Here is a 14,912-nt window from a genome sequence, read left to right on the forward strand (position 1 = left end):
GGTTCGGAACCGGATTGGTCAGGAAGCGATAAAAGTCGAGGAATGCCATCCGGTCGCCCCGTCGGGCACGGTGCCGGCACGGGCTTCGGTCTGGGTGTAGCCGGATTTGTCGGTCGCCCGCACGAACACCTGGTGCGTGCCGGGCTTCACCGAAATCTGCGTCCACCACATCCGCCAGGTATTCGGATTCACCTCGGCGGACAACGTCGTCGGTTGCCAGGCTCCGCCGTCCACTTTGATCTCGACCTTGGCGATCCCGGTGTGCTGCGCCCAGGCGACCCCGGCGATCCGCACCGCACCGGGGGGAACAGTCGCGAATCCCTTGGGCGTGTCGATCCGCGATTCGGTTTTGATCGGCGCCTGCTCGCCCCAGCCGCGGCGGAGCCAGTACGCCTGGCGGGCCTTCCAGGTGGTGACCTCGATGTCCACCACCCACTTGACCGCCGAGACGTACCCGTACAACCCGGGAGTGACCAGCCGCGCGGGAAATCCGTGCTCCAGTGGCAAGGGCTCGCGGTTCATGCCGATCGCCAGCATCGCCCCGCGCGAACGGTCCAGCGCGGCGGCGACCGGCGTGCCGGACGTCCAACCGTCCACACTGGAACAGAACAACTGCTCCGCGCCCGGCTGGACCCCGGCCTCCGCCAGCAGATCGGCGAGATCGACCCCGATGAAGTTCGAAGTGGACACGTAATCGCCGCCGACCTCATTGGACACACAGGTCATCGTCACGGTGCGCTCGACCAGCGGCCGCTCGCGGAGATCGCGATACCGGTACCGGACTTCCCGCTCGACCATCCCGTGGATCCGCAGGCTCCAGTCCTCCGTTCGCACCTGCGGAACGGACAACGCGGTGTCGACGCGATAGAAGTTCTGGTTCGGCGTGAGGAACGGCGGGGTCCCGAGCTTGGCGAAATCCGCGTCGGCGGGAATCGGCGGAGCCGAAACCGCCGGTACGAGCGGGCCCACCGCCGCGCGAGAAGCAGTCGCGTCCCGGGTTCGGCTGACCAATTGCCCAGCACCGCCGAGCACTCCGGCCCCGACGACGGTGCCGGCACTGCCGAGGAGGAACGATCGCCGCGAGGAGTTCGTCGCCTGCTGTCGTGCGGCGATTCGTTGCAGCAGCAGGAAAACCGCCACCCCGACGGCCAAACTGACCAGGGGAGCCAGCAACGCGGCCGCGGTCAGATCCGGCCGCGCGGCCACCGCGACCCCGCCGACCAGTCCAAACGCGACAATGATCGCGACGCCCGGCCACGGCGATCGCCGCGACAGCAACCCCGCCGCCGCGGAGATGACCAGCAGCACCGCCGCCATCCCGCCGAGCAGGACCGTTTTGTCGTAAGTGCCGAAGGTCCGCACCGCGAAGTCCTTGACCGGCAGCGGAGTCAGATCGATGGCCCCGTTCCCGACCGCGAGATACGGCGAAGCGTTGACATTGCCGAACGACGCCGCCAGATGCCCGGCGGCCAGCGCCGTGATCAGGGCGAGGACGCCGCAGAGCGCCGCCGGAAGGAACCGCGGACGGGAGGTCATGCCAGGCATTCGCGGCCGGACCGGCCGCGGATGGGTCCGCCTTCGTCACTCGTCCGGGTTAGCACCGCGAGCGAGTCACCTTTTTCGCCGTATTTGTGCGATCTCGTGCACGCCCGGCCGTTCTGTCGGCTAAGTTCCTCCGACGACTCCGAATGGAGCAGCGATTCGGGAGAACGGGGACACCGATGCGGCGAATGTTGATCACTGCGGCTTGTCTGGGGGTGCTGGCCGCCGCGGCGGCATGCGGCGGCGGGTCCGTCCCGACCGGCCTGCCCACCGGGCAAGCGGGACAGCAGCCGCCCGCCTCTCCCGCCCAGCCCGAGGCGGTGACCGCCGACCCGCCGCTGGCGTTCGACACCAGCAAGGGCGTCTCGTTGCCCCGCACGTCGCTGCAGGCCAACCTCGGCGGCTCCGTGACGTCGAAGTTCATGACGCTGCGCGACCGCACCGGCTACATCATCGCCCCCGAATCGCTGAGCGCGGTCGACGTGCTGACCGGCGGCGAGAAGTGGAACACCAAGATCGAAGGCCCGGCCGCGGACCCGAACGCGCACAACGGGCCGTTCGTCGAGCAGAGCGGCCCGCGCCCGCCGCTCGTCACGGACAAACTGGCCGTCGGAGCCGTCCCGCTGCGGATGCCCGAGCAAGGCACGACGCCGGGCTACCTCGCGCTCGCCGTCCTCGCGGTGAACCCCGAGACCGGAGCGAAGGCCTGGCAGGCGAACGCCAAGATCGCCGACGACCAGTACGGGATCAGCGGCGGCCGTTCCGTCACGCAGGTCGTCGCGGCCACCGACAAGGCGGTCGTCGCCAGCTTCTCGCAGTCGGACTACAGCCTCACCGTCGCACTGGACCCGGCGACCGGGAAACAGCTGTGGGAGCGCAAGGACTACGTCGCGGGCAGCCTGAACGGCGACGTCGTGGTCGGCGTCGCGGCGAAGGTGGTCCCGGACTCGTCCGAGGTCCAGGCGACCGCCCTCGACGTCGCCACCGGCCAGCAGAAGTGGGTCGCCGTCGCCAAATCGAGCGCGGTCGAGATCCTGCCCGCCGACCCGGCGATGGTGGTCCTGAAGGCCAACGAGTACAGCAGCGGCCACGCGTTCCTGAAGTTCCTCGACCCGGCGACGGGCGCGGAGAAGTTCTCCGTGGAGGGCACGCGCAACCTGGGCCCCGACTCGTACGGCGACTGCCTCTACGACGAGCAGTCGGTGCTCGCCTGCACCGATTCCGGCGTGCTCACCGGCTATGACGCCAAGGCCGGGACCAAGCTGTGGAGCCTTCCGGACCAGGCCGCGAACCGCGTCCCGCCGGGCGGCCTGACCGTCGCCTGGCACGGCGCGCTGTACGGCTACACCAACGGAAGGCAGCCGATCGTCCTGGATGCCAAGACCGGCAAGGACCTGTCCACCGACGTCGGCTACGTGCCGGCCTGGGTCAGCAAGTACGCCGCGGCCGGCGTCGACAAGGACGGTTCGCCCAAGGCGTACCCGGTCAAGAAGTAGCCCGTCCTCCCCGCGGCGGCTCAGCGAGGATCTGCTCGCGGAGGATGTCCGCGTGCCCGCAGTGCTGCGCCAGTTCGCGCAGCACATGCAGGTAGACGAACCGCAGCGGCAGCGGACCGCGCCGGTTGCCGGGCAGGACGGAGGTCAGTTCGAGCGCCGAGGTGGCCTGACGGGCGTCCTCGCAGGCTTCGCGGTGCGCTCGCCGGACGGATTCGATGGTGTCGTCGTCGGCGAGGGCGAACGATTCGTCCGGCGTCTCCGGGATCCCGATCTCGGCGCGCGTACGGCCGGTGACGGCTTCGTCGAACCAGACCTTCTCCACGACGGTCACGTGTTTGACCAGCCCGAGCAGCGTGGTCCGCGACGGCACGAGCGACCGGCGGGCCTGCTCCTCGGTGAGCCCGTCGAGGCAGTGCTGGAGCGCCTCGCGGTGCTCGTCGACGAAGAATTCCAGCTGCTTCTTGGCGGAGCTGTCGATCACTGATTCCATGGCCACCGGTCCAGCTTGCCGGATGGCCGGGTCCAGGTGAAGGAGCAGGTATGCCGTCGCTCGCCCGGTACCGCGCGGCCACTGGGGCGGAACCCGGGCCAAAACGCGAGAAGGCTGGCTGGGCCCCGGGGGAACCAGCCAGCCGCCCCTCGCCGATGGGCCCGCTCAGGCGACCTCCTTCAACCCGGACGGGATTTCTCCTCGTACGACGATCCCTGCCAGTTCGCTGATCTTCAGCCGCTGCGCGCGGGCGTGCGAACGCAGCCTTTCGAAGGCTTCTCCGACATCGATGTTCAGGTGCGCGGAGAGAATCCCCTTGGCCTGTTCGATCACGACGCGGGAGTTCAGCGCCCTCTGCAGCTGCTCGATGATCTCGTCCTTCGTGCGCAACGCCTGATGCCGGGACAACCCGGCTCCAGCCGCGTCGGCCAGGACTTGAGCCAGCCGCAGATCCTGCGTGGAGAGCGCGGGCGGAGTCGCGCCGAACAACGTCACAGCGCCCACGGCGTGCCCGCCCGCCCGCAGCGGCACGGCCGCGACGCGCGTGACCCCGGCCCGCAGCGCCCGGGCGGTGAAGCGGGGCCAGCGCTGCGGTCCGGTGCTCGCGGGGCGCAGCGTGACCGGAGGCAGCGCGGCGCCGGTGCGGATGCTGTCTACTGCGGGACCTTCGCCGAGGTCGAATTGGCTCCGAGCCAAGGGCAGGTACGTTTCGTCGGAGGTGGTGAGGCAGTCCGCGTTGCCGGATGCGTCGAGGACGGCGACCCCGGCGGCCCGCAGATCGAGCAATGCGGCCAGGTCGGTCGTGAGGTCGTGCACCAGGTCCGGGACCGGCCGTTCGCGCACGGCCAGGTCGAGCACGGCCTCGGCGATCAGCGTTTCGCGTTCGGTGGCAGGCATAGTTCCCTCCGGGCAAGCGGGAACCGGTGCGCGTGCGGGGAGTCCTCGGGAGGGGCGTCCACCGGCTGCGCGGCGGTACGGCGCCGGCGCAGGCGGCTGTCTGCCGCCTGCGTTCAGTGAAGCCCGGATCCGCCTGCCGTGGCTATGCCGATAACGCAGTACCCAGCGCCGGACACGCAGTCCCCCTCAGGGTTGCCTTGGACGAGGGTTTGGCGCGGGGAGCAGCCGTAGGCGGTGCGGTAGGCGGCGGCGAACCGGCCGAGCTGGAAGAAACCCCAGCGGGCGGCGACGGCGGTGACCGTGACGGTGCTCGCGGGGTCGGCGGCCACCAGGTCGGCGTGCGTGTGGGAGAGCCGGACCCGGCGCAGGTAGCCCATCGGGGTGGTGTCCAGCCGCCGCCGGAAGGCGACCTGCACCGTGCGGACGCTGACGTACACGGCCGCGGCGATGTCGGCCACGGAGAGGTCCTGGTGGGCGTGCTCGTCGATGTGGGCGATCGCGCGGCGCAGAGTGTCCGAGTGCGCGTCGTGGCGGTCCTCGCCGGTGGGCTCGGTGGTCGCGGTGTTGGGGAACGCGGTCAGCACGCTCGCGGCCAGCAGTTGCGACGCGGCCGAGACGAGCAGCGGCTGCTGGCTCAGTTCCGGATCGGCGCAGACGCCGTCGCGCAGGTAGGCGGTGGTGCGCCGCAAATGCTGCGCCGCCGCCGGGGAAACGGGCCGGTCGCCGACGAGCCGCACCGGATCGGGTCTGCGGCCGGGGAGCGCGGCGGCCACGCGGGTCAGCAATCGCGGGTCGAACATGACGAGGTTGTAGCGGGAACGGCGGATCACCCCGGCGTAGGGCCGGTCGTGCGGGGTGTAGACGAATACGCCGCCGGGCCCGAAGAACCCTTCCTCCCCGTCGGGAAAGTACTGCCGCACGATCGAACCGGAATGCACGTTGCCGAGGCAGATTTTGCCGAGGGTCCCGGCGTCGTGGCTCATGTCGTAACTGAACTCGAGATCGTCCACGCTGACCGATCCGACGACATTGCGGGAGACGTGCGCCCGGGTCCGCTCGACGTCGCCGCCGATCTGCATCCTGGTGTAGGCCCTGCTGAGGAACTCCTCGGTGACTTCCAGGTCTTCGCTGTCGAAATCGAGTTCTTTCATCACGATTCCCGCCGTTCACGGACGTTCGGGCAGCGAAGCGCTGCCTGCCGGGCAGGCAATTCCGGGCCGGAGGAAATCGCCGTCCCACGGCAGCGCGCCGAATGCGAAAACGCCTCATCGTCGCCGGTCCGCCGGAACCTGCCTTTCCGCCGGGCCGGCGCTTCCGCAACGGTACCCCGCGCCGGGGACGGCCGGGAGGCGGCGTTTCCGGCAGCCGGGTACGAAATGGCCCGGAAAACGATTTCCTTTCCGGACGACCGTCTTGGTTGATCCGCGCGCGCCTTTGCCGAGTCCTCAGTGGACATTCGGGCACGGGTGCCGTGGACCCCTCCCTGGCCGCGCCGGGATACTGGGTAGCAGAGACCGGCTGGAAGCGGAAAGGGGCTCGACGGTGACGCGGCGCGGATCCACGGAGCAAACAAAAGCGTGCGGGAAAGCCGCCGCGGCCACCGAATCCGGACGGATCGGGTGAACCGCCGCCGAATGCCGCGGCTGCCGCGCTTGCCGCGGCGTCCGGCCACGACCGCGGACGAACAGGTCGGCTTCAACGGCGCGTTCGCGGCCGCGCTGACGCGTGCGGTCGGCTCGATGCCCGCGCTGTATGTCGTGCTCGCTCTCGTCGCCGGGTGGATGGCGCTGGCGACCTGGGGCCCGCTGCGCGCGGCCGACCCGTATCCGTTCGCGTTCCTGCTGTTCCTCGACAACGTGGTGCAGCTGGTGCTGTGCCTGGTGATCCTGGTCGGCCAGCGGGTGCTGGGCGGCGCGGCCGACCGGCGTTCGATCCAGACCTACGAAAACGCCGAGGCCGTCTTCGAGCAGATCTCGGACCTGCAGCGGCATCTCGACCAGCACGACCGGGCGCTCAGCCGCGGCGTGAGCCTGCTGGAATCGAGCCCGCATCCGTGGATCCAGCAGCACCGCGTGCAGCGGCCGCCGCAGGCGCTCGACCAGGCGGTGAGCGTCAACGGCCGGATCGCGGCCTGGCTGACGCAGCGGCTCGGCAGCATGTGGGCGTTCTACCTGGCCGCCGGGACGCAGGTGGTGTGGATGGGGCTGGCCGGGCTGGGCGTGCAGCGGCTGGACCCGTACCCGTTCGCGTTCATGACCTTCCTGTCCACGCTGGTCCAGCTGGTCTTCATGATCGTGATCATGGTCGGCCAGGGGGTCCTCGGCCAGGCCGGCGACCGGCGTTCCGAGCAGACCTTCCTCAACGGCGAGGCGGTCCTGCACGAATGCCGCCGGATGAAAGCCCGGCTGGAGGCGCAGGACCGGCTGATCGAGGACCTCAGCCGCTACACCCGCGGCGAGCTGATCGAGGATCTCGCGCGAGCCATCCACGACGTCGACGGCCACGCCCTGCGGACCGTCCACGCCTGGGTCCCGCCCCGCTGGGACCAGGCCCCCGAGGAGCACAAGGCGCTCTCCCGCGCGCAAGCCCGGCAGCTGGGCGAGCATCTGGCGCTGGTCGGCTGCGTGATGGTGCCTGCTTTCGACCCCGCTCTCACCGTCGCGTTCGGCGACGACGAGGTCCTGCTGCTGGCCCAGCGCGAACACGACCGGTGGCGGACCGAACAGTCCTCCGGCGAGCTGCCCGACCCGGACCTGGTCGCCTGGGACGACCTGCCGGCGTCGGCGCGGACGCGGAAACTGCACGTCGCACGCAGCATCCCGGGCCTGGTGGCGAGCGTGGGCATGCAGGTGGTCCGCGACGGGCGCGCCCGCGGCGGCGCGGGCGAGGAGGACTTCACCGCCGAGGAATGGGCGACCCTGCAGCGGGCGATGATGGCGTCGGGAATCCTGGTCGGGCTCTCCGTCGGCGGGGTCGATTCGGACGAGATGTTCGCGCTGGTGAAAACCTTGCGCGAGGCGAGCGTCGCGCACCCGCGGCGGTTCATCCGCGAGGCGGCGGCCTCGTCGGCCTTCGACACGGGCCTGCGGCCGGGCGTCAAATACTCCGAATACCTGCCGTACGCGGAAAAGACCATCCGCTCGGCCGCCGCGATCGTCGCCGGCGCCGCGCCGGCGGAACTGCCGGACTTCCGCGAGTTCCTGGTGGAGATCGCCACGGTGGTCGCCGAAGTGAACCAGGAAGGCGGATTCCTCGGAGTGGGCGCGCAACGCCGGACGCCCAAGGAGGTCGCGGCCATGGACGCCGTCCGGCTGGCCGCTCGGCACGACTGAGGATCACGCGGCGGCTCCGTAACGCACGAAGACGTTGACCGGCGCGATAAACGACGGCTGGTCGGGCAACGGAGTGCCGCCGACGTCGAGAGCTTTCTCGCCCGGCCGCGACGCCAGGCCGGACAGGGCGCGGAGCGCGAAGGGGAACCACTGGCCGGGCAAGAGATTCCAGAGGTTTCGCGCTCCGCCCCAAGCGGCGAAGTTGGTCAGCGATCGAACACTGACGAAGTCGCTCGGATTCCCCGAAATCGAGGCGCGGCGGGGCCCGTTGCGTCACTTCGACCCGGCAGCCACCAGCCTCGCGGTGATCGGTTCCAGCACGGCGATCAGCTCGTCGAGTTCGGCAGCGGACAGAGCTTCGTACGGCGCGGCCGCCAGTTCGTCGGTCACGTCTTCGATGCGCTGCTTCAGCTCGCGCCCAGCGTCGGTGAACCGGCTCTCGGCGTCCACGAGTCCCCGTTCCCGCAACCCGTCCATGACCGCGGCCAGCCGCTTCTTCGGCAGGTGGTGGACGCGCCCGAACGACTCCGGCGGATGGACGCCCATCTCCAGCGCGGACAAGATGTGCGCCTCCGCCCCGCCGATGCGCGCGCCGACCAGGGCGGCGATGTGCCCGTCCCCGCGGTGCTCGCGCAGCATGGTCGCGGAGTGCCACAGCCGGGCGACCGGGTCGCTCGGCACCGGAAGGGTGCGCATCCCGGCGTACATCGCGCGGCCCACGGTCGGCGCGCTCGTCGCGGCTTTGGTGGTCAGGTCGGCGGCGCGCACCAACCCCGGGGAGGAGGCCACTTCGTCGCCGAGGATCCGGCGCACCGAGGCCGCGCTGCCCCGTTCGCGCGCGGCGACGGAGGCTTCGGCCGGGATCGTCTCCCACGCGCTCGGAATGTGCCGCGCGACCTCACCCTCGGCGAAGTTGTAGAAGGCCGCGTGCACGACCTCCGCCGGCGGTCGTCCCAACGGTGCGGCGCGGCTGGCGAAATAGCCGTCCCAGTAGGTGCGATGGCCGAGTGCGGCCAGTTCCTCGTTGCACTCGTCGGCGAAGAACGTGACGAGGCAGATCGGCTCCAGGAGCTCGAACATGCGCCGGGCAGTGCGGGTCATGGGCTGCATCATGCCAGCGTGGCGAGGAAAATATCGGCGATCTGCTCGCCGAGATCGACCGTCGCGACCGCGTCGTCCGCGCGGTCGGCGTCCGGGGAGCGGAGGACGACCTCGGCTCGGTACTGCCCGCGCCGGGTCATCACGTTGAGGGCCCGGGTCGGCTGATCGAGCGCGACCGTCACGGTGTCCTCGCCGGCGAACCGGATCTGGTCGCCGAGATCGAGGTCCGTCGTCGTCCCGTTGATCGTCAGGCGGAGCGGGCCGAGCGCGGTGAAAAGCCGGTCGATGCCAGGGAAAACCGAGAACGGCGCGTCTTCGAGAAGATCCGCGACGCTGATCCGCCACCGCTTTTCTCCCGAGGGGTCGGCGGCGAGTTCCCGGGTGGTGCCCGCTCCATTGCGCCAGGGGACCGGGGTGACTTCGGACGGGATGAGCATCAGGGCATCTCACCCGTTCTTGAGGGCGGACGCAAACGCCTACTGCGGCAAAAGCGTGCGGACCGCGTCGGGGAATCCGGCCACTCCGTCCGGTCCGGACAGGGCGAGGTTGAAGAGAAACCCAGGCAGGAGCGCCAAAATCGCCTGTGCGAGCGCATCAGCCGGTGCGCCGGTCCAGGTTCCCGCCTCCTGCCGGCCGCGCACGAGGCCAGCCACTTCGGCACTCATCTCGACTGACGCGGCGGTGAGCCGTTCGGCGAGTTCCGGGTTGCGCTGGGCTTCCGACCAGACCAGCACCGCCATGCCCGCCAACTGCCGGTCTCGGTGCAGATCGGTCACGGCCTCCAGCAGTTCCGCCAGCACCTCGCCGACACTGTTGTCGCCGGTGCCGCGAGCGAGGACGGCGCGGAGGACCCCGGTGACGTCGTCGAGATTCTGCGCGGCGACGGCGACGATCATGTCCTCCTTCCTCGGGAAGTACCGGTAAACCGCGCCCGCGGACTTGCCCGCCTCCGCGAAGACGTCCTGCATGGACGTGCGGTGGAAGCCGTCGCGGAGGAAGCAGCGGCGCGCGGCCGCCAGGATTTCTCCCCGCTGGTCGTCCTTGTACTGCTGGCTCACCCTCGGCAACGTCCGCTCCCTCGCCTTGACACTCCTCGCCCCGGCAGCCTAGCGTGAAAGAAAAGCGGATGTCCGTCCTCTTTTAACTCACGGAGAGCGCCCCATGCCGATGACTCCCCTCCCCGACGTCACGCTGACCCCGGTCGCGTCCTTCCCGGAGAAGTACTTCCCGGAGAACCTCGCCGTCCGCGCCGACGGTTCGGTGCTGGTCACCGTCCTCCTGCAGCAGGAGCTGTGGCTCGTGCCGGAGCCGCAGCGTCCCGTTCTCGTGCATCGCTTCGACCATCCGGTGACGGGAATCGTCGAAGTCCAGCCGGACGTCTTCCTCGTCAGCCTGACCGAGGGCTACACCACGCACGAATCGCACCTGGTCCGGCTCGACCTCGCCGGCTGGACGCCTGGCGAACCGGTCTCCCCGGAGGTCGTCTTCACCTTCGACGACCGCGTGCGCGCACTCAACGGCAGCTGTCTGCTCGGCAGCGGAGTGCTGGCCGTCGCGGACTGTTTCGCCGGGCTGATCTGGCGCGTCGACCTCGATGCCGACGCACGCGGCGCGCAGGCCCGGATCTGGCTGGCCCACGACACCATGGCCGACGACCCGGACGCCGAGGTCGCCCCGCCGCGCCAGCCAGGCGTCAACGGCGTCCGGTACAGCGCGCGAACCGGATACCTCTACTACACCTCCACGGCGCAGAAAGTCTTCATGCGCGTGCCGGTCGACCCCGCCACGCTCGACCCGGCGGGTGCCCCGGAATTCGTCGCCGCGATCGACAACGCCGACGACTTCGCGCTCGACGAGGAGGCCGGATTCGCTTACGTCACCAGGCATCGGGCCAATACCCTGGACCGGGTGCCGCTCATCCCGAGGCACGGCAGCGAGGTCCGGCACATCGCGGGGGAGCCGTTCGACGAACTCCTGGTCGGGCCGTCGAGCGCCGTCTGGGTTCCGGGCGAGGAGGGGCGAGCCCTCTACGTGACCACCGACGGCGGGACGACCGCGCCGCCGGACGGGATTTTCCGGAACGCGATGCTGGTACGGGCTGAGCTACGCCCCGGATCGTGACTCGCGCAAGGCGCTCGGCCCTGACCTGCAGTTAGCTGTTTCCCGTTGCGCCACAACAGCTTCCGTAACGCTCAGGGTTTGCGCGCGACCCCGGCCAGCATCGCGGCCTCGCTGGGGTCCGCGAAGTCGATGACCGGGGTGTTGAGCCCGCTTTCCTCCGGATGCCAGGCAGCGGTCCACGTGACGCCGGGATCCACCAGTTCGAAGTCTCCGAACAGGGCGTGGATTTCCGCGTTCGAGCGCAGCACGTGCTTGCTGACGTTGGTGTCGTACAGCTGGATGACCGCGTGCAATTGGCGGGCGATGTCGTCGGGCAGTCCCTCGTGGGTGATCTGCGACAGCACCAGATACGAACCCGGGGACAGCATTTCGCGGTACCGCGCGATGGCCTCGGGCCCGAGGTCGCGGCCGTCCGGGCCGGGCTGCTGGATGTGCAGGACCGCGGTGACCAGCAGGGCCAGCGGTTCGCCGAGGTCGATGACGCCGGTGTCCGCGACGGATTGCCACAGTTCGTCCGGTTCACGAAGATCGCCCTGGATCACCGCGTGGCGTTCGGGATCGCCGTGGCGCTCCAGCAGGATCCGGGAGTGCGCGACCGCGACGGGTTCGCGGTCGATGTAGACGACGCGGGAGTCCGGTGCGACCTCGTCGGCGATCTGGTGCACGTTGCCCATCGTGGGGACGCCGGAGCCGATGTCGACGAACTGGCGGACGCCCAGGCGGACCAGGTGCCGCACCGCGCGGTGCAGGAAGGCGCGGTTGGCTCGGGCGCAGTACATCCCGGCCGGGAACGCCGCGAGGACCATTTTGCCGAACTCGCGGTCGATGGCCCAGTTGGCCGTGCCGCCGAGATACCAGTCGTAGACCCGCGCCACGCTGGGGCGGTCGAGGTCCACGCCCGGGATGGGCTCTTCAGGTCCTTGCGCCACGCTGCCTCCCCCGCAGTCGTGACCAATCGTATCCAATCCGGGCGATCGCGCTGGACGGGCGTGCTGCCCCGCTCCCCGCGCGGGTCCGCGCTCACCCGCCCCGCTCCTCGCTCTGCGGTGCTGGGATCCCCCGCTCGGCGAATCCTCCGTTCGGCCCATCCGCCCACCCCGTGCGACAGCCCGCCGTGTCCACAGTGGCACGCACCGTGCTCGGGCAGTGGTCTGAACCACAGGATTGTTGCCCGGAGGCAGGATTTCCGTGGGCGGGCAACAGGAATCGCCGTACCTGGGGGCCGCGGAATGATCAGCGTTGAGTAGGCTGCGGTCAGCAACTCAATGGGGGAGTCATGGCTGACGAAATCGAGCCCGCGCGCCGGGACGCCGTCCGTTTTCCGGGAATCAGCCCGCGGGCGTACGAACATCCGGTGGATCGCGGCGCGCTCGCCGCGCTGCGCGCGGTGCCCGGATTCGCCCAGGTGATCCGAGCCGTCTCCGGTTTCTACAACGAACGCGGCGAACGGCTGATGGCGCTGGCCTCGTCGATCCGCGTCGGACCGCGGCAGTACCCGGAACTGGACCGGCTGCGCCACGAATGCGCCGAAACGCTGGATCTCCCCGCCGTGCCGAACCTGTTCGTCTACCAGGATCCGCGGCTGCAGGCCTCCGCGCTGGGCATGGACGAGCCGTTCATCCGGATCAGCACCGCGCTCGTCGACCAGATGAGCCACGAATCGCTGCGGTTCGCCATCGGGCACGAGATGGGGCACGTGCTGTCCGGGCACGCGGTCTACCGCACGATCATGATCCGCCTGATCAACCTCCAGCTGTCGATGTCCTGGACGCCGGTGAGCGCGCTCGGCATCCGGGCGATCATCGCGGCGCTGAGCGAGTGGTACCGCAAGGCCGAACTGTCGTGCGACCGCGCCGGACTGCTGTGCGGCCAGGACCCGGCCGCGGCGCTGCGCGCCCAGATCCAGCTCGCCGGCGGGGTCGACCCGTCCCGCATCGACATCCCGTCGTTCCTCCGGCAGGGGGCGGAATACGAATCGGTCGAAGATATCCGGGACAGCTTGCTGAAGCTGAAGAACGTCGAGACCGAGACCCACCCGTTCGCCGTGGTCCGGGCGACGCAGCTGCAGAAATGGGCCGCGTCGGAGCAGTACCGGGCGATCCTGTCGGGCGACTACCCCCGCCGGGACGACGACGCGCCGGTGACGGACTGGAAGGAAGACCTGAAGTCCGCGGCGAAGTCGTACAAGGATTCCTGGAACGCCTCGGCGGATCCGCTGACGAAGGTCTTCACCGAAGTCGGAGAGACAGTCGCCGGCGCGGCCAGCAAGGTCTGGACGAAGTTCGGCGGGGATTCGGGAAACGGCAACGGCAACGGCAACGGCTGAGGCGGCCGCGATGTGCCGGATCCTTGCTGTCAACGGGATCCTGCGGAGGTCGGGTGAGGTCTGGATCGGCGAGTCTTGCAGCGGCGAGCCCGCAGGCTGGATGGCCTGCGGGCTCGCCGACTAGCCGGTCAGCTGTAGGCGACTTGGGTGGTTCCGTTGGCGCTGTTCCAGGTGATGGTTCCGTGCTGGAGGTTGTTGCGGCGGCCGCCGGTGACGGCGTATTCGTCGCTGGTGGGGTAGCCGAGGGTTCCCTTTTCCCAGCCGAGGTCGGCCCATTTGTCGCGGATGGCGCCGTGGATGGATTGCGCGCCGGTGGCGGGGGTCCAGTAGACCGAGGCGGTGTTGGTGAAGTGGTTGTAGCGGCCGGTTCCGTCGGGTGTGGTGGCTTGGTCGGTGGTGGGGTAGCCGAGGCCGCGTTCCCAGCCCAGTGCGGCCCATTTGTCCCGGATGGGGCCGCGGATGGACTGTGCGCCGGTGGCGGGGGTCCAGTAGACCGAGGCGGTGTTGGTGAAGTGGTTGTAGCGGCCGGTTCCGTCGGGGGTGCCGGTTTCGTCGGTGGTGGGGTAGCCCAGTCCGCGTTCCCAGCCCAGCGCGGCCCATTTGTCGCGGATGGCTCCGTGGAGCGAGCGTGCGCCGGTGGTCGAGGTCCAGTAGATGGAGCCGGAGTTGGCGAAGTGGTTGTAGCTGCCGCTGCTGTCCGGGGTGAGGGTTTCGTCGGTGGTGGGCAGGCCGAGGAAGCCGGTGGGGCCGCCGAGTTCCTGGTAGTGCTGGGCGATCGCGCCGTGGACTGCGTAGGCGCCGGTGGGCGGGTTGTAGCCGATGACGCCGTATTGGTAGTTCTGGGCCCAGCCGCCGTCGGCGGGGTAGCGGTTGCCGGTCGGGGTGCCGAGGTAGGAGGCGGGGCCGCCGAGTGCGGTGTAGTGCTCGGTGATCTTGTCCGGTTCGGTGCCGGCGGCGAGGGTCTGCAGGTCGGCGAGGGTGCCGTTGAAGACGTCCTGGTCGCCGGGGAAGGTGCCGGAGGTCGCGGTCTGGGCGAAGGTGTAGTCGGTCCAGCTGGCGGGCATGGTGATGGTGCTGGCGATCCACAGTGGATCGTGGGCGAAGCCGGGGTTGTTGCCGGTGCAGTGGTTCCACCAGCCGTTGGTGGTGTAGATGACCGGCCACCGGTTGGTGCGGTCGTGGATCGTGGTGGTGAAGTCGGTGATCCAGGCGGTGATCTGGGCCGGGGTCATGTGGTAGCACCAGCCGGTCCAGTCCGCGGTGCTGTAGGGGTTGTACTCGATGTCCAGCACGGGCGGGAGGGTTGTGCCGTCGGAGACCCAGCCGCCGCCGTGGCTGAGGAAGAACTGCGCCTGCGCCGCGCCGGTCGAGGTGTCGGGCAGTCCGAAGTGGTAGGCGCCGCGCAGGATCCCGGCGTTCGCGGAGCCGGCGTAGTTGGCGGCGAACTGGGGGTCGGTGTAGGTGGTGCTCTCGGTGGCTTTCATGTACGCGAATTTCGCGCCGTTGCCCGCTGCGGCGCCCCAGTCCACGGTGCCCTGGTAGTGCGAGACGTCCATGCCCGGCGTCGTCACGCCCGCGGCCATCGCGATGCGCGGGGCGGCTTTCGG

General features: G+C 69.8%; 14 protein-coding genes. 4 read left to right on the top strand and 10 right to left on the bottom strand.

The features are described 5' to 3' along the window. Nucleotides 1-18 precede the first annotated feature (18 nt). Complete coding sequence (locus ACZ7SW_RS28910; protein ID WP_470233511.1) at nucleotides 19-1,545, bottom strand: molybdopterin-dependent oxidoreductase; 1,527 nt, start codon at nucleotides 1,543-1,545, stop codon at nucleotides 19-21. A gap of 176 nt (nucleotides 1,546-1,721) precedes the next feature. On the opposite strand from ACZ7SW_RS28910, the gene ACZ7SW_RS28915 reads away from it, so the two are divergent. Further along, the gene (locus ACZ7SW_RS28915) at nucleotides 1,722-3,038 is read left to right on the top strand and encodes an outer membrane protein assembly factor BamB family protein (RefSeq protein ID WP_470233512.1); all 1,317 of its coding nucleotides are present in this window, start codon (nucleotides 1,722-1,724) and stop codon (nucleotides 3,036-3,038) included. Here the strand turns inward: ACZ7SW_RS28915 and ACZ7SW_RS28920 are convergent. The 3 genes from ACZ7SW_RS28920 to ACZ7SW_RS28930 form a co-directional block, all read right to left on the bottom strand. Next, nucleotides 3,028-3,528 carry a DinB family protein gene (locus tag ACZ7SW_RS28920; protein WP_470233640.1) on the bottom strand — a complete coding sequence of 167 codons (501 nt, stop codon included), beginning with the start codon at nucleotides 3,526-3,528 and terminating at the stop codon, nucleotides 3,028-3,030. The two genes, ACZ7SW_RS28915 and ACZ7SW_RS28920, sit on opposite strands and share 11 nt — an antisense overlap. Nucleotides 3,529-3,693: 165 nt before the next feature. Next, entirely contained in the window at nucleotides 3,694-4,425 is a 732-nt protein-coding gene (locus ACZ7SW_RS28925; protein ID WP_470233513.1) for an ANTAR domain-containing response regulator, read from the bottom strand. Between the two features lie 113 nt (nucleotides 4,426-4,538). Then, on the bottom strand, nucleotides 4,539-5,576 hold the full coding sequence (locus tag ACZ7SW_RS28930; RefSeq protein ID WP_470233514.1) for a helix-turn-helix transcriptional regulator: 1,038 nt from the start codon (nucleotides 5,574-5,576) through the stop codon (nucleotides 4,539-4,541). Nucleotides 5,577-6,044: 468 nt separating this feature from the next. Here ACZ7SW_RS28930 and ACZ7SW_RS28935 point away from each other — a divergent pair, with 468 nt between their 5' ends. Then, the gene (locus tag ACZ7SW_RS28935) at nucleotides 6,045-7,757 is read left to right on the top strand and encodes a DUF1003 domain-containing protein (protein WP_470233515.1); all 1,713 of its coding nucleotides are present in this window, start codon (nucleotides 6,045-6,047) and stop codon (nucleotides 7,755-7,757) included. Nucleotides 7,758-7,760: 3 nt separating this feature from the next. On the opposite strand, the gene ACZ7SW_RS28940 is transcribed toward ACZ7SW_RS28935, so the two are convergent. The 4 genes from ACZ7SW_RS28940 to ACZ7SW_RS28955 form a co-directional block, all read right to left on the bottom strand. After that, entirely contained in the window at nucleotides 7,761-7,919 is a 159-nt protein-coding gene (locus ACZ7SW_RS28940; RefSeq protein ID WP_470233516.1) for a hypothetical protein, read from the bottom strand. 111 nt (nucleotides 7,920-8,030) lie between these two features. Further along, the gene (locus tag ACZ7SW_RS28945) at nucleotides 8,031-8,858 is read right to left on the bottom strand and encodes an SCO6745 family protein (RefSeq protein WP_470233517.1); all 828 of its coding nucleotides are present in this window, start codon (nucleotides 8,856-8,858) and stop codon (nucleotides 8,031-8,033) included. Nucleotides 8,859-8,866: 8 nt separating this feature from the next. Further along, nucleotides 8,867-9,295 (bottom strand): HutD/Ves family protein, encoded by a 429-nt coding sequence (locus tag ACZ7SW_RS28950; protein WP_470233518.1) that lies wholly within the window; start codon nucleotides 9,293-9,295, stop codon nucleotides 8,867-8,869. Nucleotides 9,296-9,334: 39 nt separating this feature from the next. Then, complete coding sequence (locus ACZ7SW_RS28955) at nucleotides 9,335-9,916, bottom strand: TetR/AcrR family transcriptional regulator (protein WP_470233641.1); 582 nt, start codon at nucleotides 9,914-9,916, stop codon at nucleotides 9,335-9,337. A 103-nt stretch (nucleotides 9,917-10,019) separates the two neighbouring features. Between ACZ7SW_RS28955 and ACZ7SW_RS28960 the strand changes: the two genes are divergently transcribed. Continuing rightward, a complete protein-coding gene (locus ACZ7SW_RS28960) occupies nucleotides 10,020-10,979 on the top strand; it encodes an SMP-30/gluconolactonase/LRE family protein (protein WP_470233519.1) in 960 nt (319 codons plus the stop codon). A gap of 71 nt (nucleotides 10,980-11,050) precedes the next feature. Here the strand turns inward: ACZ7SW_RS28960 and ACZ7SW_RS28965 are convergent, their stop codons facing one another. After that, nucleotides 11,051-11,908, bottom strand: coding sequence for an SAM-dependent methyltransferase (locus ACZ7SW_RS28965; protein ID WP_470233520.1), 858 nt, complete (start codon nucleotides 11,906-11,908; stop codon nucleotides 11,051-11,053). Nucleotides 11,909-12,255: 347 nt separating this feature from the next. On the opposite strand from ACZ7SW_RS28965, the gene ACZ7SW_RS28970 reads away from it, so the two are divergent. After that, entirely contained in the window at nucleotides 12,256-13,305 is a 1,050-nt protein-coding gene (locus ACZ7SW_RS28970) for a M48 family metallopeptidase (RefSeq protein ID WP_470233521.1), read from the top strand. Between the two features lie 128 nt (nucleotides 13,306-13,433). Here the strand turns inward: ACZ7SW_RS28970 and ACZ7SW_RS28975 are convergent, their stop codons facing one another. After that, complete coding sequence (locus tag ACZ7SW_RS28975; RefSeq protein ID WP_470233642.1) at nucleotides 13,434-14,888, bottom strand: GH25 family lysozyme; 1,455 nt, start codon at nucleotides 14,886-14,888, stop codon at nucleotides 13,434-13,436. Nucleotides 14,889-14,912: the final 24 nt, after the last annotated feature.

This window comes from Amycolatopsis sp. NPDC114484, assembly GCF_055633755.1.

Excerpts from the sequence above, each read along its gene's own strand:
- ACZ7SW_RS28945 (WP_470233517.1), bottom strand. The coding sequence starts at position 8,858 with ATGACCCGCACTGCCCGGCGCATGTTCGAGCTCCTGGAGCCGATCTGC.
- ACZ7SW_RS28920 (WP_470233640.1), bottom strand. The coding sequence starts at position 3,528 with ATGGAATCAGTGATCGACAGCTCCGCCAAGAAGCAGCTGGAATTCTTC.
- ACZ7SW_RS28960 (WP_470233519.1), top strand. The coding sequence starts at position 10,020 with ATGCCGATGACTCCCCTCCCCGACGTCACGCTGACCCCGGTCGCGTCC.
- ACZ7SW_RS28950 (WP_470233518.1), bottom strand. The coding sequence starts at position 9,295 with ATGCTCATCCCGTCCGAAGTCACCCCGGTCCCCTGGCGCAATGGAGCG.
- ACZ7SW_RS28930 (WP_470233514.1), bottom strand. The coding sequence starts at position 5,576 with ATGAAAGAACTCGATTTCGACAGCGAAGACCTGGAAGTCACCGAGGAG.
- ACZ7SW_RS28975 (WP_470233642.1), bottom strand. The coding sequence starts at position 14,888 with ATGGCCGCGGGCGTGACGACGCCGGGCATGGACGTCTCGCACTACCAG.
- ACZ7SW_RS28910 (WP_470233511.1), bottom strand. The coding sequence starts at position 1,545 with ATGCCTGGCATGACCTCCCGTCCGCGGTTCCTTCCGGCGGCGCTCTGC.
- ACZ7SW_RS28970 (WP_470233521.1), top strand. The coding sequence starts at position 12,256 with ATGGCTGACGAAATCGAGCCCGCGCGCCGGGACGCCGTCCGTTTTCCG.
- ACZ7SW_RS28915 (WP_470233512.1), top strand. The coding sequence starts at position 1,722 with ATGCGGCGAATGTTGATCACTGCGGCTTGTCTGGGGGTGCTGGCCGCC.
- ACZ7SW_RS28925 (WP_470233513.1), bottom strand. The coding sequence starts at position 4,425 with ATGCCTGCCACCGAACGCGAAACGCTGATCGCCGAGGCCGTGCTCGAC.